The organism is Clostridium mucosae (assembly GCF_024622765.1).
GTDB lineage: Bacteria > Bacillota > Clostridia > Clostridiales > Clostridiaceae > Clostridium.
Window position 1 is genome coordinate 1 of sequence record NZ_JANKAF010000014.1, and the last position, 23,954, is coordinate 23,954.

At 29.0% G+C, this 23,954-nt stretch carries 16 protein-coding genes and 1 pseudogene; 1 reads left to right on the forward strand and 16 read right to left on the reverse strand.

All coding sequences use genetic code 11. From position 1 onward, the window contains the following. Positions 1–139 (forward strand): annotated as a pseudogene (locus NSA50_RS14225) (site-specific integrase); the annotation flags it as partial. Positions 140–207: 68 nt separating this feature from the next. On the opposite strand, the gene rlmD reads toward NSA50_RS14225, so the two are convergent. The 16 genes from rlmD to NSA50_RS14305 form a co-directional block, all read right to left on the reverse strand. Next, positions 208–1,569, reverse strand: coding sequence for a 23S rRNA (uracil(1939)-C(5))-methyltransferase RlmD (gene rlmD / locus NSA50_RS14230; RefSeq protein ID WP_257446015.1), 1,362 nt, complete (start codon positions 1,567–1,569; stop codon positions 208–210). A 452-nt stretch (positions 1,570–2,021) separates the two neighbouring features. Continuing rightward, entirely contained in the window at positions 2,022–3,440 is a 1,419-nt protein-coding gene (pyk, locus tag NSA50_RS14235) for a pyruvate kinase (protein WP_257446017.1), read from the reverse strand. Positions 3,441–3,537: 97 nt separating this feature from the next. Next, on the reverse strand, positions 3,538–4,497 hold the full coding sequence (pfkA, locus tag NSA50_RS14240) for a 6-phosphofructokinase (RefSeq protein WP_195264417.1): 960 nt from the start codon (positions 4,495–4,497) through the stop codon (positions 3,538–3,540). 382 nt (positions 4,498–4,879) lie between these two features. Continuing rightward, a complete protein-coding gene (locus NSA50_RS14245; RefSeq protein WP_257446020.1) occupies positions 4,880–8,434 on the reverse strand; it encodes a DNA polymerase III subunit alpha in 3,555 nt (1,184 codons plus the stop codon). Between the two features lie 212 nt (positions 8,435–8,646). Next, on the reverse strand, positions 8,647–9,597 hold the full coding sequence (whiA, locus tag NSA50_RS14250; protein WP_195264419.1) for a DNA-binding protein WhiA: 951 nt from the start codon (positions 9,595–9,597) through the stop codon (positions 8,647–8,649). Positions 9,598–9,692: 95 nt separating this feature from the next. Then, on the reverse strand, positions 9,693–10,940 hold the full coding sequence (locus NSA50_RS14255) for a sensor histidine kinase (RefSeq protein WP_257446022.1): 1,248 nt from the start codon (positions 10,938–10,940) through the stop codon (positions 9,693–9,695). 366 nt (positions 10,941–11,306) lie between these two features. Continuing rightward, positions 11,307–12,668 (reverse strand): gluconeogenesis factor YvcK family protein, encoded by a 1,362-nt coding sequence (locus tag NSA50_RS14260; protein ID WP_257446024.1) that lies wholly within the window; start codon positions 12,666–12,668, stop codon positions 11,307–11,309. After that, a complete protein-coding gene (gene rapZ, locus NSA50_RS14265; protein ID WP_195264422.1) occupies positions 12,665–13,549 on the reverse strand; it encodes an RNase adapter RapZ in 885 nt (294 codons plus the stop codon). Before rapZ ends, NSA50_RS14260 begins: the two co-directional genes overlap by 4 nt. 199 nt (positions 13,550–13,748) lie before the next feature. Next, a complete protein-coding gene (gene hisC / locus NSA50_RS14270) occupies positions 13,749–14,852 on the reverse strand; it encodes a histidinol-phosphate transaminase (RefSeq protein ID WP_257446027.1) in 1,104 nt (367 codons plus the stop codon). Positions 14,853–14,960: 108 nt separating this feature from the next. Then, positions 14,961–15,749, reverse strand: coding sequence for a TIGR00266 family protein (locus tag NSA50_RS14275; protein ID WP_257446029.1), 789 nt, complete (start codon positions 15,747–15,749; stop codon positions 14,961–14,963). A gap of 83 nt (positions 15,750–15,832) precedes the next feature. After that, positions 15,833–16,315, reverse strand: a complete 483-nt coding sequence (locus NSA50_RS14280) for an LURP-one-related/scramblase family protein (protein ID WP_195264425.1) — start codon at positions 16,313–16,315, stop codon at positions 15,833–15,835. A 177-nt stretch (positions 16,316–16,492) separates the two neighbouring features. Beyond that, positions 16,493–17,413 carry a UDP-N-acetylmuramate dehydrogenase gene (murB, locus tag NSA50_RS14285; RefSeq protein WP_195264426.1) on the reverse strand — a complete coding sequence of 307 codons (921 nt, stop codon included), beginning with the start codon at positions 17,411–17,413 and terminating at the stop codon, positions 16,493–16,495. Between the two features lie 121 nt (positions 17,414–17,534). Further along, positions 17,535–19,403, reverse strand: coding sequence for an excinuclease ABC subunit UvrC (gene uvrC, locus NSA50_RS14290; protein WP_195264427.1), 1,869 nt, complete (start codon positions 19,401–19,403; stop codon positions 17,535–17,537). A gap of 179 nt (positions 19,404–19,582) precedes the next feature. Then, entirely contained in the window at positions 19,583–20,128 is a 546-nt protein-coding gene (locus NSA50_RS14295) for a dTDP-4-dehydrorhamnose 3,5-epimerase family protein (protein WP_195264428.1), read from the reverse strand. 176 nt (positions 20,129–20,304) lie between these two features. Continuing rightward, complete coding sequence (locus tag NSA50_RS14300) at positions 20,305–21,771, reverse strand: peptidoglycan D,D-transpeptidase FtsI family protein (RefSeq protein WP_257446033.1); 1,467 nt, start codon at positions 21,769–21,771, stop codon at positions 20,305–20,307. A gap of 159 nt (positions 21,772–21,930) precedes the next feature. Next, a complete protein-coding gene (locus tag NSA50_RS14305; protein ID WP_257446035.1) occupies positions 21,931–23,928 on the reverse strand; it encodes a methyl-accepting chemotaxis protein in 1,998 nt (665 codons plus the stop codon). Positions 23,929–23,954 lie beyond the last annotated feature (26 nt).

Consider the following 23,954-nt stretch of genomic DNA (forward strand, 5'->3'; position numbering starts at 1 on the left):
TGGTGCTAATATTAAAACTGTGCAAAAAAGATTAGGACATTCTAGATTATCAACAACTATGGATACTTATACCCATGTAACAACTAAAATGAAAACAGAAGCTGTTAATATTTTAGAAAACTTAATTGCCGACAACTAACTTTTTACGTTGGCAAATAGTCGGCAATCAGTATTTATTATTATATAAAAATTAGATAAATACAGTGTTTATCTAATCATCTTAACAACACATTCAACATGTGAAGTATGTGGAAACATATCAACTGGTTGAACAATCTTCGTTCTATATCCTTTTTCTTCTAATATCTTTAAATCTCTAGCTAATGTACTTGGATCACAAGAAACATAAACTATTCTTCTTGGTTTTGCTTTCTCTATAGAATCTAAAAGCTTTATATCACACCCTTTTCTCGGAGGGTCAACAACTATCACTTCTGGCACTATGCCTTTTTCTATTAATTCAGGTATTATTTCTTCTGATTTTCCTACAAAGAATTCTGCATTATCTATATTATTAATTCTAGAGTTTTCTCTTGCATTAATAATAGCTGGTTCAATAATTTCAACTCCATAAACTTTTTTTGCTTTCTGTGAAAGGAAAAGTGTAATTGTTCCTGTTCCACAATAAGCATCAAAAACAGTTTCTTCTCCTGTCAATCCAGCATATTCTAAGGCCTTTGAATATAATTTTTCTGTTTGTACAGGATTCACTTGGAAGAATGAAAGTGGTGAAATATTGAACTTAAAGCTTTCTATATAATCAGTTATAGTATCTTCTCCCCATAAAGTTATACATTCTTGACCTAAAATAACATTTGTATTTTCACTATTTACATTTAAAATTATACTTTTTATACCATCTATATTATTTTTAACTTCATTTATAAATTCATTTATATGAGGAATATTCTTTTTAGTTGATACTAAAACTACCATAATTTCCTTAGTAGTAAATCCCTTACGTATCATTATATGTCTTATTAATCCATTTTTATTAAAAACTCCATCAATACTAGCAGCTGATATATTATATTTTATCATCCATTCTCTCGTAAGTTTAGCAACTTTATCAGCAACCTTATCTTGGATTAAACAAGTTTCTAAGTTAATTATATTATGACTTCTTGGTGCATAGAATCCAACACTTAGTTCTCCATTTACAATACCTACAGGTAATTGAACCTTATTTCTGTATCTTTCTGGATTTTCCGTGCCTATAGGATATTCTACTAATGAGCTATCTAATCCACCTATCTTTGTCATACAATCTTTTACTCTTTCAAATTTATAGTCTAACTGTTTTTTATAACTCATATGTTGAACTGTACATCCACCACATCTTTTATACACTTTACACTTTGGTTCAACTCTTTGCTCAGATTTTTCAATAACCTCTATTAATTTCCCATATGCATAATTTTTCTTAACCTTAACTATTAATGTCTTGACCTTTTCTCCTAAAATAGCACCTTCTATAAATATAGGATATCCATCTACTTTAGCTATTCCTTCACCCTCATATCCTACACCCACTATATCTAATATATATTCATTATTTTTTTCAATCAAAATAATCACCTCTTAAAATCTTATACATAAAATTTTAACTATCCCTAAAGTTTCATCTTATAATAGCATAAAAATATGTAAAACACAAAAAACATATAATTTAATGACAAAGCAATTCATAATAAACTATATGTATAATATTAAGTAAATGATATAATTATTTTAATCAAAAAAAATGGCATCACAAGATGCCTAAGTCAGAATTAGTTGCCATTTAATTCCATTTAATAGTATTACATTATTCATATCATAATATACATTATAACTTAAATATTATCAATATAATTATTAACATTTTGTTAATTATCTAATTTACTACAATATTTATACAAAATTTTATCTAATTTATCACTATTTTAACACTTTCATCGTATTAATTGATATTCATTCTCATGTATCTCAAATCTTTTATTTATAAGCAAAAAAATAGAAGCCAAAAGGCTTCTATTTTACTATTCTACTACGCTTATTTTTAATAAGTTAGTAGCTCCTATCTTATCTACAGGAACTCCAGCAGCAATTACAACTGTATCACCTGTCTTAACAAATCCATTAGTTTGTGCAACTTTAACTGATTCTTCCATCATATGATCTGTTGATTCCATTTGTCCTGAAACAACTGGATAAACTCCGAAACATAATGCTAATTTCTTAGCTACTTTTTCATCTGGAGTTACAGCAACTATTGGGCAATCTGGTCTACATTGAGATAATCTTCCTGCAGTTGCTCCACTTTGAGTTGATGTTATTATAGCTGAAGCTTTTAATTCATATGCAGCATTTGCAGCAGCTCTTGATATAACACCTGCTATAGCTGGTATGTGCTTTTTAGCTCTTGAAGTAGCTATCTCATAGTTTAATTGTCTTTCTGCTTCTACTGCTATTTTAGCCATAGTTTGAACAGCTTCTACTGGCCAATCTCCATTTGCTGATTCTCCTGATAACATTATAGCATCTGTTCCATCATATATAGCATTAGCAACGTCAGATACTTCTGCTCTTGTTGGTCTTGGATTTCTTATCATAGAATCTAACATTTGTGTAGCAGTTATAACTGGCTTACCTGCATTATTACATTTTTCTATTATCATCTTTTGAACTGCTGGTAATTTTTCCATAGGAATTTCTACTCCTAGATCACCTCTAGCAACCATTATTCCGTCAGAAGCTTCTAATATAGCATCTATATTGTCTACACCTTCTTGGTTTTCTATCTTTGAGAATATTTGAATATGTTCTCCACCATTTTCAACTAATATCTTTCTTATAGCTTCTACATCTGATGCTTTTCTTATGAATGATGCAGCAACTAAGTTAACTCCAATTTCACAACCAAATTTTAAATCAGCTATATCTTTTTCAGTTAATGCTGGTAATTTGATTGAAACTCCTGGAACATTAACTCCCTTATGAGTTCCTACGAAACCTGTATTCATAACCTTACAGTTAATCTTATTTCCTTCAATAGATTGAACTTCTAATCCAACTAAACCATCATCTATTAATATAATATTACCTGGTTTAACGTCATTTGCTAATCCTTCGTATGTAACTGTACATTGAGTTGTATCTCCAACTACATCTCCACCTGCGTATATTACAAAATCATAACCTGATTTTAATTCTACTTTCTTTGGTTCAAATTTTCCAGTTCTTATTTCTGGTCCTTTAGTATCTAACATTATTGCTATTTCTTTATTGTGTTTTTTAGCTAAATCCTTAACTAAGTTTATTCTTTCTGCATGTTCTGCATGATCTCCATGTGAGAAGTTGTGTCTTGATGCATTCATTCCTGCTTCAATTATTTTTGATAATATTTCTGGATTTTCACTAGCTGGACCAATAGTACAAATCATCTTAGTTTTTCTCATGTAATAACACTCCTTTAATTTACGTATATAGTTTATTTTATCTTAGTAAAATATTATTAATATATTTATATGTTGAGTAATAAATCAAAGATTAATTCTAAGATGAAATTTCATCTGCTATTTCAAATAACTTTTCGTCAAACTTTCTATCTAGTGCTAAGGCTTCATCTATATCTTGATCAATTATCTCATTGTTTTTTATTCCTATAACTCTTGATGTTTTACCTTCTAAAAGAACTTCTACTGCTCTAGAACCCATTCTTGATGCTAAAACTCTATCAGTTGCTGTTGGGCTTCCACCTCTTTGAATATGACCTAAAACTGTTGCTCTTGTTTCAATGCCTGTAACACCTTCAACATATTTAGCTAACTCTTGAGCTCCACCTACTCCTTCTGCTAGTAAAACTAAGTTATGAATCTTACCTTTTTGTTTACCTTCTAATATTACTTTGCAAAGTTCTTCTTTTGAGAATCCCTTTTCTGGAGTTATTATATATTCTGCTCCACCTGCTATACCAGCATATAAAGCTAAATCACCACAATCTCTTCCCATTACTTCTACTATTGACACTCTTTCATGAGAAGTTGATGTATCTCTAATTTTATCTATAGCATTTATTACTGTATTTAAAGCAGTATCAAATCCTATTGTGAAATCAGTATAAGTTAAATCATTATCTATTGTTCCTGGTAATCCTACAGTTTTTACACCTAACTTAGATAAAAGCTTAGCTCCTGTAAATGATCCATCTCCACCAATTACTACTAAAGCATCTACTCCATAGGCTTTTAATATTTTAGTAGCTTTAACTCTTACTTCTTCTTTTTTAAATTCAAGGCATCTAGCAGTTCTTAGGATAGTTCCTCCTCTATGGATAATATCTGATACTGATGATCTATCCATAGTAAATAATTCTCCATTAATTAAACCACTATATCCTCTTTGAACGCCCATTACTTCAATACCATGATGTAAAGCAGTTCTTACAACGGCTCTTATTGCTGCGTTCATTCCTGGAGCATCTCCACCACTAGTTAAAATAGCTATTTTTTTCATGCTGTTTCCTCCTTAACACCACCGGGACAAAGGTTGTCCCACTTTCTGTGGAATTATCCATTTTTTATTTACTATAATAATTTTTATTTATTGCACCGTATTAATTTAAATTTTTTTACTAATTTTTATCACCTTATTTATTTTACTTGCTACACAAAGTTTATGCAACTAAAATAAATACAATATTATGATTTTTATCGACTTTTTTATACCTTCTTACTTATATTATAACCTAATTAAATATAATTTATAGCTTAATTTATAATTTTTTATTAAATTATTAATTGTAAATTTTTTGTTTTTATATATAAATTATTAAAGTTTATATATAAAAATATATTTAATAATAAAGAGAAAAGATTTTACTCTTTTCTCTTTATTATTACTCTATTACTTTGACATTTTCTTCTCCAGCTACTTCTTTAAAATAATTAACTGCATCAGACTCCAAATCTATCCACATATCTTTTGGCATTCTATAATTTTTTCTATCATTAGCAGTAAAGATATATACGGTAGTATCACCTTTATATTCTAAAGGCATTGACCTTAATTCTTTCATTAAATTTCTTCCATCATCTAAATTATTTGATCTAATATATACCTTTGTAGCATTAATTTTCTCTAAAGGTTCTACTGTTTCGCATATAAGTTTTGGTAATTCATCTTCTTTTATGCTTATTCTTCCCTTTATTACTACTAGATTATCTTCTTTAATAGAATCCCTAACCTTGTCTAGAGTTTTAGGGAATACTATAACTTCTATGATACCTGTTAAATCTTCAAGCTTTAAAAATGCCATCATAGTATTACTTCTTGTTATTTTTTGATTTGATTCAGCAATTATACCTCCAAGTATAACTCTTTCTTCATCATGTATTATATCCTCTGGTAAATCAGTCTGATTAAAAGTTTCTTTTATTATCTCATAAGATTTATATACCTTATCTATATTAGTAGTAGTTTGAACTTTTAAGCTATCCGCATATTCATCTAAAGGATGTCCTGATAAATATAATCCTGTCATTTCCTTTTCCATAGCCAAAAGATTTTTCTTTACAAACTCTTTTATATTTGGATAATTTATTTCAGGCACTTCAATTTCTTCTTCCATTCCAAATAGACTAATTTGTCCATCTATATTTCTTTTTCTTTCACTAGATACACCATCCATTAGCTTTTCATATACAGCTAAAAGCTTTGATCTAAATATACCAAAACAATCAAGAGCTCCAGCCTTTATAAGACTTTCTATTGCCCTTTTATTTATAGATGATAAATCTATTTTATTTATAAAATCCATCAAAGACTCAAACTTCTCTTTAGTATTTCTAGATTCAACAATAGTTTCCACAACATTATATCCTACATTTTTTATTGCAGCCAAACCAAACCTAATTTTATCACCTTTAACTGTAAACTTAGAATAACTTTCATTTATATCAGGCGGTAATACTTGTATCCCTAAGCTTTCTGCAAAACTTATGTAATGTGCTACTTTTTCACTTGTTCCCATTACTGAATTAAGCATTGCTGCTATAGTTTCAACAGGATAGTATTTCATCAAATATGCAGTTTGATATCCTATAACAGCATATGCAGCTGCATGAGACTTATTAAATGCATAAGAAGCAAAATCCATCATTTGATCAAATATTTTGTTTGCAGATTCTTCTGATATACCATTTCTTTTACATCCAGGAACTTCTATATTCCCATTTTCATCTACAACTCCATATATAAAGTTTTTTCTTTCTTCCTCCATGACCTTATGCTTCTTTTTAGACATAGCTCTTCTTACAAGGTCACTTCTTCCCATGGAGTATCCAGCTAGCTTTCTAACTATCTCCATTACCTGCTCTTGATAAACCATTACTCCATAAGTAACATTTAAAATATCTTCTAGCTCTGGAACCTCATATTCAACTTTATCTGGGTTTTGTTTACATTCTACATACCTTGGAATTTCTCCCATAGGACCTGGTCTATATAATGATATTCCTGCTATTATATCCTCTAAGCAATCTGGTTTTAATTCCTTCATAAAGGAAGTCATCCCTGGAGATTCTAATTGGAATACACCTGCTGTTTTCCCTTCTCCAATCATTTTATATACAGATTTATCTTCAAAATTAATCTTATCTAGATTTATATCAATTCCTTGATTTTCTTTAATCATTTTAACAGCATCATTCATAACTGTTAATGTTCTTAGCCCAAGGAAATCCATCTTTAGCAATCCAAGTTCTTCTAAAGTAGTCATATCAAACTGAGCTACTATAGAGTCTTCATTTTTTTGAAGCGGTACGTATTCAACTAATGGTTTGGATGCTATAACTACACCAGCAGCATGAGTTGATGAGTGTCTAGGTAATCCTTCTAAATCCTTACTTACATCTATTAAAGCCTTTACTCTTTCCTCATTATTATATGCAGCTTTAAGTTCAGGATTTATTTCTAATGCCTTATCAATAGTAATGCCTAACATAGTAGGAATCATTTTTGCTATTCTATCTACTTCTGCATAGGAATAATTCATAGCCCTTCCTACATCCCTTATACATGCTCTAGGCGCCATTGTTCCAAAGGTTATTATTTGCGAAACGTTATTTACTCCATACTTATCAACAACATAATCAATAACCTCTTGTCTTCTTTCATAACAAAAATCTGAATCTATATCAGGCATGCTCACTCTTTCAGGATTTAAAAATCTTTCAAAAAGCAAACTATATTTTATTGGATCTATCTTTGTTATACCTAAAGTATAAGCAACTATTGAACCTGCTGCTGATCCACGCCCAGGTCCAGTTGGAATTCCATTTTCATTAGAAAATCTTATAAAATCCCAAGTTATTAAAAAGTAATCTACATATCCCATTTGCTTGATTACTGATAACTCATATTCTAATCTTTCAATATATCCACAAGCTTCTTCATTTGTTTTATAATAATCCACAAGTTCTTCCACACTTAGTGGTTTATTTAAAAACTCCTTAAATACCTCATATCTTTCTATTAGCCCAGAATAACATACACTTTTTAAGTATTCATATGGCTCTATACCATCTGGGACTGGAAATTTAGGTAATTTTGATACATGGAACTCATAATCAAAATTGCATTCCTCTGCAATTTTTGTTGTATTCTCTAAAGCTTCTGGTATATGAGAAAATATATCCCACATTTGTTCTGGAGATTTTAAGTAAAATTGATCTGACGGATATCTCCTTCTATTTGGATCATCAATAGTCTTTCCTGTCTGAATACACATAAGTACATCATGTGACTCAGAATCTCTTTGATTTATGTAATGAACATCATTAGTAGCAATTAAAGGAATTCCTGTTTCCTTCGATAACTTAATGTTTGCTTCTGTAACTTTTCTTTGTTCATCCATTCCATGATTTTGTATCTCTAGATAAAATCCATCTTTAAAAATATCTTTATACAAAAGAGCCACTTCTTTAGCTTTTTCATAATTATCCTTAAGATGCCATGACTGAACCTCTCCCCCTAAGCAAGCACTTAAAGCAATAAGTCCATTACTATGACTTCTTAAAAACTCATGGTCAACTCTTGGTTTATAATAAAATCCTCTTATAGATGCCTGAGATACTATTTCCATAAGATTCTTATATCCTTCTTCATTTTTAACCAATAATACTAGGTGATGGGTACTATTTTCCTTATCATTCATTTTAATATCCATAGACTTTGCAGCTACGTATATCTCACATCCAAGTATAGGTTTAATCCCTTGTTCTATAGCTTCTTTATAGAAAGACACGCAACCATACATAACACCATGATCAGTAATAGCTATACTTTCCATTCCTAACTCTTTAGCTCTACTTATTATTTTTTTTATTTTTCCTGAACCATCAAGCAAACTATATTCAGTATGGAGATGTAGATGGGTAAATTTTTTACTCAACTAAAACACCGTCCTTTCAATTGATAATTGATAATACATAATTCATAATTTAGGAAGAAGTCCTAATGAAATTTCCTTAATTAATATAGCCTAAATACAATAGATTATATCTTTAATCATGCATCATCAATCATCTATTATATATTGTTATAATCTAGCTAAGCTGGATTATCTCATCAATTATCCATTTTTAATTGTCAATTATTAATTATTTAATATGTTCCTGACCTAACTTCTTCAGCAATTTTTTCTATTTTTCTTAATCTATGATTGACGCCTGATTTTCCTACAGGAGGATCTAACATTTCACCAAGTTCCTTAAGGGACTCATCTGGATAGCTTAATCTAAGTTCTGCTATTTCCCTTAAGTTTTTAGGCAATCTCTGAAGCCCTATTTCTCTTTGAATTAGCTTTATGCTTTCTACCTGTCTTACTGCAGCGTTTACTGTTTTGCTTAAATTTGCTGTTTCACAGTTTACAAGCCTATTAACATTATTTCTCATTTCCTTCATTATTCTTATATTTTCTAACTCTAATAATGATGTATGTGCTCCTATTATTCCTAAAAGATTTGAAATCTGCTCCCCTTCTTTTAGATAAATAATATAACTATTTTTTCTTTGTATTACTTTTGAATTTAGTCCAAAAGTATTTATTAAAACCGATAAATCCTTAGCATAATCTTCACTATGAGTAACGAATTCTAAGTGATAAGTTTTTTCAGGGTTACTTATACTTCCCCCACCTATAAACGCTCCTCTTACATATGCTCTTTTTAAATCTTCTGTCTTAACCATATTTTCATCTATTCTGTAGTCTAAAGTTAATACTCCTTCTACCTCTGTTAGTATTCCAGTATCTCTTAAAAGATCTCTAACCCCCATAGATTCTTCTATAAGCACCATATATATATTATTTTTTTTTAATGAATTACTTTTCTTAACCATAAGTTTTGAATGTATATTAAAATGTTCTTTTAATAAACTAAATATATGTCTTGCAGATGCTGGATTTTCAGTGGTAATCCTAAACGCTAACCCTAAGCCACTAAAGGATATTGTTCCACTTACTTTCATTATTGCTGAAATCTCAGCTAACGCTTCTTCTTTGGTTAATTCAGAATGTCTGCAAATTTCTCCTTTTACCTTTGATGAAAATGACATATGGCCTATTTCTCCTTATTATCTATTCTTATCATGTAATTATATCATAAATAATAATAAAAATTTAGATGTAAATTATAGCTTTAAATATTAATTTAAATTGATATTTCTATAACTAAATTTTCTCCAACTATTCTACCGTTTATATCACCCTTATATTTTTTTACTATTTTTTTCACATTATATAAGCCATATCCTCTGCCCTTTCCTTTACTAGAAAATCCTTTTTTAAAAAAGTTATCTATCTCTTCATTTGATATGTTTAAGCCACAAATACTATTTATAACTTCTATTTTATTTTTTTCACTTTTATTAATCCGTATTGTAATTTCTTTTTTTAGTGAGTTTTTAGTAGCTTCAATAGCATTATTTAATAAATTACTTAATATTATTGTTATCTCCGAGTCATCTAAGCAACTTTCTTCTATATTAAAATCAATAAAATAGTTTAACTTTATTCCATGTTGTTCGCATTCAACTAATTTACTATATAAAATAGCTTTTAGTATCGTGCTTTCAATATCTATTACAGAAATTAATATATTCGTATTATCCAACCCACCTATATACTTTTTAGCTCTGTTCTTTAACTCTGGAATATCTTTTGACACTTGTATCATTGAATATAGTATATTTATGTGATTCTTATATTCATGTTCATTTGCTCTTATATTTTGTATTATGTCGTCCAATAATGGATTGTAAGCATTCTTAACCTCTATACTTTTATTCTTTAGTATAGTTTTATGTAATGACCTATAAAAACTTATATTTAAAAATATATTTATGAAGATAAGTAGATTTATTTCTATAACAATTAAACTTGAAAATTCTCCACTATCATAAATAATTTTATATATCATAAAAAACATAAATATATTTAAAAATATGTTTGATATTAAAAGGTTATCTTCAATATATTCTTCCAAATCTAAATTTTTCTTTTTTGTATATCTCCTAGAAAATATAATAATTAATAATATATTAATAGCAAAAAGAACTAACTGCACAAAAACTAATTCCTTTGTTTTTTTAGTAAATAAATATAATACAGTTACTAATGTAGTTTGTAATATAAAAGTTATAACAACACATATAACCATTTCTGTTATCACTAAGCTTTTATCTTTCCTATCAACCACCGCTATTGCAATGATTTCTGCTAATAGTAATATTATATAAACTAGTACTCCATTTATACTTTTTAAATTATAAAATAAGAGACTACAAACTACTACTATAAGAAAATATTTTAGCAAGTTATCCTTTTTACTTTTATTAAATACCGCATTATATAAGAGAGCCACCAACATCATTTCTATAAATATCATCAATACATCCATAAAATACATCCTCTATCCCCATAAATTTGCTTGGAATAAATTTAATTGTAACTTTAACCTCCCAATATATTTTTTCCCAGCTATACACTATATTCTAGCAAATTATTATATATTTTTCCATATTATGCATTAATATTACAATATATTGCTTTTAAAAATGAGTAGTCTCTTAAATCTATTTAATATAAAATTTAATCTCTTATTTTTATAAAGAGGGTCGCGTTTCGCGACCCCCTTTTAAACCATTGATTTTACTTACTTAAAATATCTTTTAAACTTAAATAGCAATTTATTTTATTACTTATTATATACGCAAAAAGGAAAGCTCGAATTAGAACTTCCCTTTGTATCAGCTAATATCAAAATTTATTTTGGTACAGTACCTTTATTAATTTTATTCATTTTATCTCTCTCTTTAATTCTTTGAGATACATACATATATTCTATTATTTTCTTTCTATCATATAGCAACTTCTTCTCCATTATTGTATCTACTAAAACTTCAGCTAAATACTCTGAATCATGCTTTACATAACCTTTTTCTATTTTGGCTAAAGAAGCCTCAACTACATCTACTCCTAGACTCTTTATTTCTTTCGAATCTAACTCTACTAATTGAGAATTATCTAATGAATATCTTTTCTTTATATCATCTGGAATATCTCCTCTATTAGCAATCACATAATCTACAATTCCTCTTCCACCGTACTTTTTTAATATCTTTATATGATCTGAAGCTTTAAATCCATGAGTTTCTCCCGGCTGAGTCATTATATTAGATATATATATCTTTATTGCATCACTTTTCCTTATACTTTCTGAAATATCCTTTACTAATAAATTTGGTATTATGCTTGTATATAGACTTCCCGGTCCCAATACTATTGCATCAGCTTCATATATTGCTTTTATAGCATCTTCCAATGGCTTTGCATCCTTTGGCTCTATCATCAGCTTTTTTATTCTTGAATTTTGCCTTAATACTTCATCAGGAATTTGCGATTCTCCCACTACTTTATTACCATTTTCAAGCTCTGCAATTAATTTCATATCTTCCAACGTAACTGGCAACACCTTTCCAGTTACAGCTAATACAGAACTCATTTTTTGGACAGCATCTTCAAAATTATCGCTTACCCCATCCATAGCAGCTAAAAATAAGTTACCAAAACTTTGATTTTTTAATCTTCCATCTGGAAACCTATATTGAAGTAATTCCTCCATTAGTGGCTCTGTATCTGCAAGCGCTAATATACAGTTTCTTATATCTCCAGGCGGTAGCATACCTAAATCTTCTCTTAAATCACCTGAACCTCCTCCATCATCAGCAACTGTTACTATAGCAGTTATATTTGATGTATAGTATTTTAGTCCCCTTAGCATAGTTGATAACCCTGTACCACCACCAACAACTACAATTTTAGGTCCTTTTACTAGTAATCTCTTTTCATATATAAGATTCTCCATCTTTCTACTATCTAATGATAAGTGAATGTATCCTTTATTTGTAAGCGCTATTATTGACTTCATACTTTCTATAACAGATATATATATAACAAATACTCCTGTTATATTTAAAAATATATAAAATATTTTATAATAAAAATCATATACTCTTCGTACTGCTAATTCTGTGAATCCAAATGCAATTAAAAGAATCCCAAATATTCCAAAGAAAAGCCATCTTTTAATTCTAACTCCTGGTTTCAACCAATCCTTTATACTCATAGCTTTTTAGCTCCTTGATGCACATCTTCTCTTATATCTCTATGTTCAACAGAAGCATTGTAATTTCTTTCTAATAGTTTCTTATATAAAGCATTAGCTATAGCTACAGATCTATGTCTTCCCCCTGTACAACCAACAGATATTATAAGCTGCCTCTTTCCTTCCTTTTTATAATTAGGTATTAAGAAGTCCAACATATCATCTGCTCTCTCTATAAAACCTTTAGTTTCTTCTTGCTCAAGAACATATTTTTTTACTGGTTCATCATTACCTGAATATGGTTTAAGATCTGGAATGTAAAATGGATTTGGTATAAACCTAACATCAAATACTAAATCAGAATCAACTGGTATTCCATATTTAAAACCAAAACTTAATACAGTTACAGAAAGTTGCTTTTCTGGCTGCTTTACATCTCCATAATTTTTATTCATTTCTTCCCTTAAATCTCTAATTGCATATTTTGATGTATCTATAATTATATCTGCTCTGTCTTTTACTTCTCTTAGTCTATTTCTTTCCTCATTAATCCCTGTAATAACTCTGCTTCCAGGTGCTAATGGATGACTTCTTCTCGTTTCTTTAAATCTTTTTACTAATACTTCATCTGTTGCATCTAAGAATAGTATTTCATATTTAAAATCTTGTTTTTTTAGATAATTTAAGCTTTCAAATAAATCATCAAAGAAAATTCCGCCTCTTATATCTATTACTAATGCAACTTTATTTATTTTTCCTTGGCTTTGAACACAGGCTTCCGCAAACTTTGGTATTAACTTTGGAGGAAGATTATCTACACAAAAGTATCCCATATCTTCAAGGCTTCTTGTTGCTTCTGTTTTACCTGCTCCTGATAGTCCTGTAACTATTATAAATCTCATGATAATGCCTCCTTTTATAATTCAAAAATTATATAGTTAAATTATAACATATCAAGTTTATTTATATAAGTTATAATAAATATTATACTTATACCTAACTATGTATCTATTATATATAGAAAACTAACTATATGAAAATTTAAATTACTTTTATTTTAAAATAGAAATAGAGAAAAGCTATCACTCTTCTCTACTGAAACTATTCTTTATCTCTTTCTTTTATAGCATCATATAGTAACTTGCAAAACTCTACATTTTGGTCTTTAGTCCCTATGCTCACTCTTATCCATCCAGGCATATCTAGTAAGTATCCTGGCCTTATTATATATCCATGTCTTAATAGATATTCATGTATTGGTTTATCATCACCATTTACATTAACCATTATGAAATTAGCCTGCGATTCTATACATTCTAATCCCATTTCATTAAATTTCTTTGTTAAATAATTTCTTTGCTCTTTATTAAAGATTTTAACAGTATTTATAAACTCTTCATCTTCTATAGCTACAACTGCTGCCCTTTGAGCAAATAAATTAACATCAAATGCATTTATAACCCTATTAATATAATCTACTATTTCCTCATTAGCAATTCCATATCCAAATCTTAACGAAGCTAATCCATAAGCCTTAGATAAAGTTCTTAATATTATCATATTAGGATATACCTTCAATAATTCTAATGAATCAGGATATTCTTCTGAATTAACATATTCATAGTAAGCCTCATCCATTATTATAATTACATTTTCTGGTATTTTATATAATACTTTATCTAAATCCTGTTTAGTGAACATACCTCCAGTTGGATTATTAGGGTTACATAACCATAATAACTTTGTTTTGTCTGTTATCGCATCCACCATAGCTTCTAAATCTAACCCATTATTTTTTAATGGAACCTTTATTGGTTTTGCACCCATAAGAATTGTATTGCTCTCATATCTAGGAAAAGTAATTTCCGCAATTATACTTTCATCATCTTTATCCAAAAATACTTCACATATTACATTTATTAAAGAATCTGATCCCGCCCCACAAAATATCATATCCTTATTTACTCCAAGCTTACAGCTTAAAGCTTGCTTAAAATCATAGGAAGATGAATCTGGATACATATTCATCTCATTTACTAATTCAGTCATCAGTTTTTTAACTTTATTCGAAGTTCCTAAAGGATTCTCATTAGATGCAAGCTTGACGACCCTATCTATTCCAAATTCTCTTTTCACTTCATCTATTGGCTTTCCTGCTACGTATTTTCCTAATCTTTTAACTTCATCTCTAACATTAAACTTCATTTTTTCGTCCAGTTTCTGGACTATCCCCCTTTATTATTTATTGTTGTAATTTTAATTTATTTAACAACTTAAAATAATTATATATACATAAGGTTAAATATTCCAGAACTAATTTTCAAAGAGATTTCCTAATGACCCGAGAACACTTCCTTGGTCAACTGATTTCCCCATATTTTGTGGCGCAGCTGAATATACTCTTGATGCTAATTTACTAAATGGCAAACTTTGAATCCATACATCTCCAGGACCAGTTAATGTTGCAAAAAATAATCCTTCTCCTCCAAATACAGCATTTTTGAAACCACCTACAAATTGTATATCATAATTTACATTTTGAGTCATAGCAACTAAACAACCTGTATCTATTTTTATAGTTTCTCCTGGCATTAGTGTTTTCTTTACAATAGTTCCACCTGCATGTATAAAAGCTAAGCCGTCCCCTTCTAGCTTTTGTAATATAAACCCTTCTCCACCAAAGAATCCTGTTCCTAGCTTCTTAGTAAATGCTATTCCTACGCTAATCCCTTTTGCACAACATAGGAATGAGTCTTTTTGACAAATTAATCTACCACCAAATTTTCTTAAATCCATTGCCATTATTTTTCCTGGATAAGGTGCTGCAAAGGCTACCTTTTGTTTTAAAACTCCCGAATTTGTAAATGATGTCATAAATAAACTTTCACCAGTCATTACTCTTTTGGCTGCTCCTCCAATTTTCCCCAAGAAGCCTCCTTGAGATTTTTGACTTCCATCTCCAAAAATTGTTTCCATAGTAATACTATTATCCATCATCATCATTGCTCCCGCTTCCGCAACCACAGTTTCTCTTGGGTCTAGTTCTATTTCCACATACTGCATTTCATTCCCTAAAATTTCATAATCTACTTCATGAGCCATTATTATTTCCCTCTCTTTATTAAATTTTATAATATTTTATTAATCATAATATTTTATTAGACTTATATTGGCACTATTTATTTTTAATTATCACTATGAAACCTTACCATATCTATCATTACTAATAACCCTATAAAAAATATATTGTAGCTTTCATCTAATACTTCTAAAGAATATCTGTCTCTTCCTAAAGTTAGCTCTTTATCAATTTTTCCTATATCTACGCCATTCTTTTTTATTGTATAGTGCCTTCCTAACATGCTATTTGACTCCATACTCATTGTACCTACAGTTCCTGTAATATTGTATTCTGGCACCATAAATTCTTTTTTTATAGTTGCTATTTCTCTCATATTTTCATCATAAGCAATATACTTATGAGCTCCTAACCTTATTTGTTGCCTCATATATAGAACTTTTCTTTTATTAGAATCATATATGCTAATATTTTTCCCTATATCAAATTTATCTGCCTCTGCAATAAATACTATATTGTCATATTCATCTAAAATATCAAATTTAGCTCCTATTGAAAATAGCCTCTCCTTAATATAAAACCTTCTCATAAATCACGCACCCCTTAAAATATAATATATTTTTATTTAACTTTAAATATAGTATATTATACCATATTTCAATTGTCAATAACCTCTTACTTATTTTTAAATAATCTCACATTAAATAGATGCTTATTAAAATAAAAAGGCTCAAGAATCCTCTTGAACCTTTTAATCGTATTATATTTATCTTTTATCTTCGCCTATTATTCTAACTTCCGGATGCAACTCTACATTAAATTGCCTTTTTACTTCACTTTGTATATATGCTATTAAATCTAATATATCTTTAGCCGTAGCGCCATTCTTATTTATTACAAATCCTGAATGCTTTTCAGAAACCGCTGCTCCGCCTATACTATACCCTTTTAGTCCAGCATCTTGTATTAACTTTCCTGCAAAATATCCTTCAGGTCTTTTAAATGTACTTCCAGCAGAAGGATACTCCAATGGTTGTTTTGATTCTCTCTTACAAGTTAAATCATCAACTACCTCTTTAATTTCCTTCTCATCACCATTTTGCAATTTGAACCTTGCGGATAAAACAATATAATTTTTTTTCATTACTACAGAAGATCTATATCCTAATTCAAGTTCATCTTTTGATAAAGTTAATATTTTACCTTCATTATTAATGACTTCTGCGCTCTCTATTACATTTGATATCTCACCATTATATGCACCGGCATTCATAAATACAGCCCCACCTACAGTTCCAGGAATTCCACAAGCAAATTCAAATCCAGTTAAAGAACTTTTCAAAGCAGCATTAGAAACATCTTTTAACATAGCTCCACACTCGGCTTCAACTATATCTCCATTAACTTTTATGTTTTTCACTTCATTTAACTTTATAACAACGCCCTCTATTCCACCGTCTTTTACTAATAAGTTAGATCCATTTCCAACTACGTAGAAAGGTATGTTTTTTTCTTTACAAATCTCTATTGTTCTTATAACTTCTTCCTTCTTTTCTGGAATTAAAAGGATATCCGCTGGTCCGCCTACTCTAAAGTGAACGTAATTTTTCATTTCTGCATCAAGAATAATATTTTCGCTTTTGTAAAATTCTTTAAATAAGTCTTCAAACACTTTATATTTATTCATACCTAACTCCTTATAAAATACACGTAGTAATATCTTTTCATAGTATAAATTAAAATTCTTGAATAAACAACCCATTAAATGCATATTTATATATAATACTTAAATTGTAACCATTTTGTCACTATTTTTCCTTAGTTGTAAAGTAATCAATTATACTCTGAGCTGCTTTTTTATCTATACTTGGCGTTTCTAATAATTCATCTAAAGTTGCATTTTTAATATTTTCAACACTTCCAAACTTCATAAGTAGGTTTCGTCTTCTTTTTTCACCTACATTGGGGATATCTTCAAGTATGGAATGTAACGTTCTCTTATCTCTTAATGTTCTATGATAAGTAATAGCAAATCTATGCACTTCATCTTGTATTCTTCTAATCATTTGCATTAAGTTTGAGCTTCTATTTATTATAAGCTCTTTATTATTATATATAATCCCTCTTGTTTGGTGCTTATCGTCTTTAACCAACCCACAAACTGGAATATTTATATTCAACTTTTCTAAAACTTCTAAAGCAACATTTACTTGACCCTTTCCACCATCCATCATTATAAGATCTGGGAAACTCGAAAACTTACCACTTGAAAAATTTAAGTTTCTCTCTTGAATCTTTTTTATTTCTTCTAATCCATGAGAAAATCTTCTTTCTAATATTTCTCTCATACTATCATAATCATTAGCTCCCTTTACAGATTTAATCCTAAATCTTCTATAATCACTGTTCTTAGATTTTCCTTCTTCAAATACAACCATTGTTCCAACTGAATCTACACCCTGTATATTTGAAATATCATATGCCTCTATTCTGAAAGGAGCTTCATCTAGATCTAATAAATATTGTAATTCTTCTAAAGATATTCTATTTATTTCTTTTTCTTGAAGGAATTTATCTTTAAATTGCTCTAAAGTTATTTTAGCATTATTCCTAACCATCTCTAGCATATCTTTCTTTTGACCCTTTTGGGGTATTTTAACCCAAGCCTTAGCACCTCTTTTTATAGTTAAGAAGTCCTCTATTAACTCTGAGTCATCTATATCTGGTAAATAAATTGTTTTAGGGATCTTAGCTGTCCCACCATAAAAGGATGTTATAAAATCCTCTAACACTTCTCCAATTTTATCATCTGCTGTATTTTCAAAAATAAAATGTTCACGTCCAGTAACCTTCCCATCCCTAGAAAAGAACACTTGGATACAGCTATCCTTCTCATCTTGATATATATTTATAAAATCTTCATCGCCTTCCATAGTTTTAAATATCTTTTGTTTTTCTACTATTGCTTCAATAGCAAGAATTTTATCTCTATACTTAGCTGCTTTTTCAAACTCAAGATTCATCGATGCATCTTCCATATCACTTTTTAAAGCCTTTATTATTGTTTTATCCTTACCATTAAGTATATCCATGATATCATTAATCATTTCTCCATATTGTTCTTTTGTTACATATCCAGCACATGGTGCAACACATTTTTTTATATGGTAATTTAAACACGGCCTAACTTTTTCCCCACCTTCATTTATTAATAATTTACAGGTTCTTATCGGGAAAATTTTATTAATCAAAGTAATTGTTTCATAAACAGCAGTTCCATTTGTATATGGCCCAAAATATTTTGCTCCATCTTTTGCATATTTTCTCGTTACAAATACTCTTGGATAATCATCATTTGTAGTTATTTTGATGAAGGGATAAAACTTATCATCTTTTAATGCTATATTATATCTCGGACTATGTTTTTTAATTAAATTACACTCTAAAATCAAGGCTTCCATTTCGGAATCAGTTACTATGTATTCAAACTCAGAAATATTTTTAACCATAACTCTAACTTTTTCTGAGTGATTTTTTGAGTTTTGAAAATAACTTCTCACTCTATTTTTTAAAATTTTTGCCTTACCAACATAAATAATTTCACCAAGAGAATTTTTCATTATATAAACTCCTGGTTTTTCTGGTAAATTCTTAAGATGATAATCAAAATCAAACATCAAACTCCTCCCTTCAATTGCATTTCTTGTAATATAAATTTTATCACTATATAAGAAAGTAAACAAAGGAAATTTCTTTACAATTAATACTCTGATAGTCAATAATCAATAATTAAGGAATAATATCCTATATAAGTTTATCCCTTAATTATTCATTACATATTATTAACTACTCGTTATTAAAAAGGTGAATTAAAATCCTCAAATTTAGGCCAAAGTTTATCTTCACTTTCAACCTCAACTTCATCGTCAAAATCCCAAGGAATATTCAAAGAACTCCAATGTATTCCCCCCCGCAACTCTTTTACGAATTGTTTTGTTACTTTATAATAAATTAAAGTATCCTTTTCACCTTTTACATAATATCCATGCGCACATCCGCTTGGAACGTATATCAGATTCTTATTATCTTCGTTTAACTCAACCATAGTGTACTTTCCATAAGTTTTAGATTCTTTTCTTAAATCAACTACTACATCTTGTATTTCTCCTATTATACAAGTTATAAGTTTATCATGTTCTTCTGGAGGTAACTGAAAATGCATTCCTCTTACAACTCCAGGCTTTACTATTGCATAATATTCTTCCTTAAATTCTGTGCTTAATCCATATATATTAAATTGAGTATCATTAAAAACTTTAATTAAATCACAAGTGCTTTCCATAGAAACAGTTGGTGTTATTAAGTAACATCCTTCAACATCTAATTGTTTAACTCTAAACATAGTCTAAAATCTCCTTTTTACCTCTGAAGTTATTTAGCTTTCTAGAAAGAAAGTATAAGAATTAAGTCCTTATTTTAATATATGAGGTAAAAGTTAAATAGTGAGAAAATAAAAGTAAAAACTAAAATTTTGTAGAAAAAAAAGGGCAAGAAATAAATTCTCGACCTTTTACTTTATTATTCCCCAATAACAGCTGCCCTTACAACTTGTGAAGCTATATTAGCTGCTGAACCTGCACCATTCTCACCTTTTTCTACTATTACCGCAACTGCAATTTTAGGATCATCTAATGGAGCTGCTGATATGAACCATCCATGAGGTACTCCTTCTGAGCCATCATCTAACATATAATCTGCTGTACCTGTTTTACCTCCAGCATTAGTTCCTTCAAAAGCTGGCCATCTATATATATTATTAGAAACTAGATACCCCATATAATCCTTTATTGTACTTGCTATTTCCTTTGAAATAACATCACTTTTTAGAGTTTTACTTGGCATTTCCTTAATTGTATTTCCATCCTTATCTACTATCTTGTTTACTAACTTAGGCTCCATAAGCACTCCATCATTTGCAACTGTTGCGGCTACTATTGCCATTTGCATTGGGCTTGATAATACACTTGCCTGACCTATCCCACTTTGTGCTATGTTTCCTAATTCATAATCTTGCAAAGAAGGGAATATACTTTCAGAAATAGACATTCCTATACCTGGCACTCTAGAATTAAATCCAAATCTTTCTGCTACTTCCTTCAACTTTTCATTTCCCATTTCCATTGCTAGTGTTCCAAAAACTACATTACTTGAAACTCTATATGCCATCTGTAGATCTAAATTACCATGAGCTTGCTTCATATAATTATTAAGTTCTGTACCATCATTAAAAGTTATTTTTCCTGTATCATTAAATTTTCTTCCAGTTATACTTGGATCATTTTCTAGAGCTGCAGCTAATGTTACTGTTTTAAATACAGATCCTGGAGGATATAGTCCATTTATTGTTCTATTTAATAACTTGCTTTCTATATCTACACCAGTATTCGCATCTTCTATAGCTTGCTCCAAATTAGTCGGATCATATGTAGGTTTTGACACCATAGCTAATACTTCACCAGTTTTTGGATTTAATGCAACTACAGCTCCTTTTAAATCTCCCATTGCATCATAAGCTACTTTTTGAAGATTATAGTCTAATGTAGTTACTATACCATTTCCTACTTTCTCTTCATTTCTATTTTCAAATGCTTTCTTTAAATCATAATCTTTTAGTAGATTTCTAATTCCATTTGAAAAACTACTGTACTTTGATAACTCGTCGTCATATTCTTCCTCTAGACCAGTAATTCCAAATCTTTCATCTATATATCCTAATGCATGAACATATAAATCTCCATATACATATTCTCTGCTCTGATTAAACTTATCTAATCTGATACTATTAGTTAGTGGATTTCCATCTTTATCATATATAGTTCCTCTTAAAATTTCATTTCTTCTCGCCCAAAGTCTTTTATTTCCTGAATCATTTGCTATATCAGGCCCCTTAAACACTTGAAAATAGGCTATATATGATATTAATGCTATAAAGCAAAAAAGAAATATCACCATAATGTTTCTTATACTTTTTGCTAAATCGTTCATAAAGCCCTCCTTATTTTGTAAAACCTATTAATATCATTATAACTATAAAATTATATATTTAAACTGTAAAATCAAAAATATACATCATATTAAGTAATAGGTAAAGGAGTATTGTAAATATTGCAATACTCCTTTTATATTATACATCAAAAGTTTTAATTATACCTTAAATTCTCCAATACTTTCTTCCATCTTTTTTGCTAATTCTTTTAGCTTTGTAGCCATATTTGATATTTTTTCTGTTGAGCCAAATTGCTCTTCTGTTATTGCTGTAATTTCTTCTGTTGTAGCTGCAATTTCTTCCATTGAAGCTGCGCTACTCTCCACTATATATAATATCTCCTCTTTTTTAGATGTTACGATACTATTAGAATTTATTATAGACTCTATAGCACTCCTCATAACCATAATCTCATCACTTATAACTTTTAATGAATCAACAGTATTTTTCACACTATTACTTTCTTTTATAGAAACATTTCTCGTCTGCTCCAATATTTCAACCGTTCTATTTATCTTTTTATGAATATCTGATGTTGTAATTTTTATTATCTCAGTTGCCCCTTTAGAGTTTTCTGCTAAATTGTTAATTTCCTTTGCAACTACAGCAAAACCTTTTCCAAACTCTCCTGCATGTACAGCTTCTATAGATGCATTGATAGATATTAAATTAATACTGTTTGCTATGTCATCTATTATATTTACAAAATCATTTATTTTACTCATACTTACTGATATATCTAATATGTCTTTAGATAAATCCCCTATAGACTTTTGAAGTTCTGAATTGTCTACTAATAACTCTTGCATTCCTTCATTATTACTTTTCGCATTTGTACTTAATACTGAATATAAATTATTCAACACATCAATAGTTTTAGACACTTCTTTTATAGAATCTCCTAAAGCACTGATATTATTGGATATGTTAGTCATACTATTGGCCTGTTGTTGTGTTACTACCAAAATATTTTCAATAGATGTAGCAACTTGCTTAGAAGCTTCATACATTTCATTAGATGATTCATCTATCTTTGTAGTGTTCTTAGTTAAAACTTCTGATAAAGAAATATTATCCTTCATTACTTTTGTAAGAATATCAAAAGAATTATTTAATTCCTTTATAGCATCACCAATTTCATCATCTAAATCTATCTTTGATCTTTGAGTAAAATCTTTTTTCCCCATTGACTTACTCATATTATTTATATCAATTATAGCATTCAAATATTTTTTTATTATAATAGAAGCAATACCTATTATAATAGCAGAAAATACTATAGTTAGTATTAACGTAGATACTATATTTATAATAATGCTTTTCATTAAAATACCCTTATCATATGCACTTGTTAACTTAAAATCATTTGTGAATTTATGATAAGTAAATATTTTTTCATTATTACCTATAGCAACTTCATTTACTTCTTTATCTTGATCAATTATTTTACTAAGCTCATCATTAATTTTTGTGCCTATTTTTTCTTTATTATTACTTGCAATTATTGTTCCAAAACTATCGGTTAAATCGACTTCTATCCCTTCTATATTTATTACATCAATTTGATCTTGAAAAATTGATGTTGAAATCTGAAGAAAATAATCTTTATTATTTATATTAACTTTAATAGTAATAAAACCTTTATCACCTGATATTATAGAGTTAGACCAAGATACTCCCCTTGACCCACCTTCAACAAAGGTTAATCCATCTATGTACGCTCTACTTAAGCCTCCTGAATATGTTATAAATTCATTCTTTTCATTTTTGACAGCTATAGAGGTTACAGCTGAATTATTTTTCATAAATGAATCTATAAAACTACTTGCTCTATCCTTATCTTTTATCCCATTTTCTAAAGAATATATTAAATCCTCGAAATCAACAATTGTTTTACTAGTTAAACTTTTCCCAAATCCCTTTGTTTGATCTAAAACCTCATTAACCCTACCTGTTTCATTTTTATAGGATATTACTGATGAATATATAGCCAATGAAAGACTAGATATTAAAGTAATTGTAATAAGAAATAGTAATATTTTTTGAGTTATGGTTAATCTTTTTTTATTACCAGCCATCAACTTTCTACTACTTTTAACTTTAATCTTCTTTTTAGCTTTCCTTTCATCTGTAATTTTTTTATTTTTTTTAGACAAAATACTCCCCCCATAAATCCATAAAT

What these genes read in the sequence shown, in the direction of transcription:
- pyk (WP_257446017.1), bottom strand. Translation starts at nt 3,440, where the DNA reads ATGAGAAAAACTAAGATGATTTGTACTATTGGTCCAGCTAGTGAAAAT.
- pfkA (WP_195264417.1), bottom strand. Translation starts at nt 4,497, where the DNA reads ATGAAAAAAATAGCTATTTTAACTAGTGGTGGAGATGCTCCAGGAATG.
- whiA (WP_195264419.1), bottom strand. Translation starts at nt 9,597, where the DNA reads ATGTCATTTTCATCAAAGGTAAAAGGAGAAATTTGCAGACATTCTGAA.
- NSA50_RS14255 (WP_257446022.1), bottom strand. Translation starts at nt 10,940, where the DNA reads ATGGATGTATTGATGATATTTATAGAAATGATGTTGGTGGCTCTCTTA.
- NSA50_RS14260 (WP_257446024.1), bottom strand. Translation starts at nt 12,668, where the DNA reads ATGAGTATAAAGGATTGGTTGAAACCAGGAGTTAGAATTAAAAGATGG.
- rapZ (WP_195264422.1), bottom strand. Translation starts at nt 13,549, where the DNA reads ATGAGATTTATAATAGTTACAGGACTATCAGGAGCAGGTAAAACAGAA.
- hisC (WP_257446027.1), bottom strand. Translation starts at nt 14,852, where the DNA reads ATGAAGTTTAATGTTAGAGATGAAGTTAAAAGATTAGGAAAATACGTA.
- NSA50_RS14275 (WP_257446029.1), bottom strand. Translation starts at nt 15,749, where the DNA reads ATGGCTCATGAAGTAGATTATGAAATTTTAGGGAATGAAATGCAGTAT.
- NSA50_RS14280 (WP_195264425.1), bottom strand. Translation starts at nt 16,315, where the DNA reads ATGAGAAGGTTTTATATTAAGGAGAGGCTATTTTCAATAGGAGCTAAA.
- murB (WP_195264426.1), bottom strand. Translation starts at nt 17,413, where the DNA reads ATGAATAAATATAAAGTGTTTGAAGACTTATTTAAAGAATTTTACAAA.
- uvrC (WP_195264427.1), bottom strand. Translation starts at nt 19,403, where the DNA reads ATGTTTGATTTTGATTATCATCTTAAGAATTTACCAGAAAAACCAGGA.
- NSA50_RS14295 (WP_195264428.1), bottom strand. Translation starts at nt 20,128, where the DNA reads ATGTTTAGAGTTAAACAATTAGATGTTGAAGGATGTTACTTAATAACA.
- NSA50_RS14300 (WP_257446033.1), bottom strand. Translation starts at nt 21,771, where the DNA reads ATGAACGATTTAGCAAAAAGTATAAGAAACATTATGGTGATATTTCTT.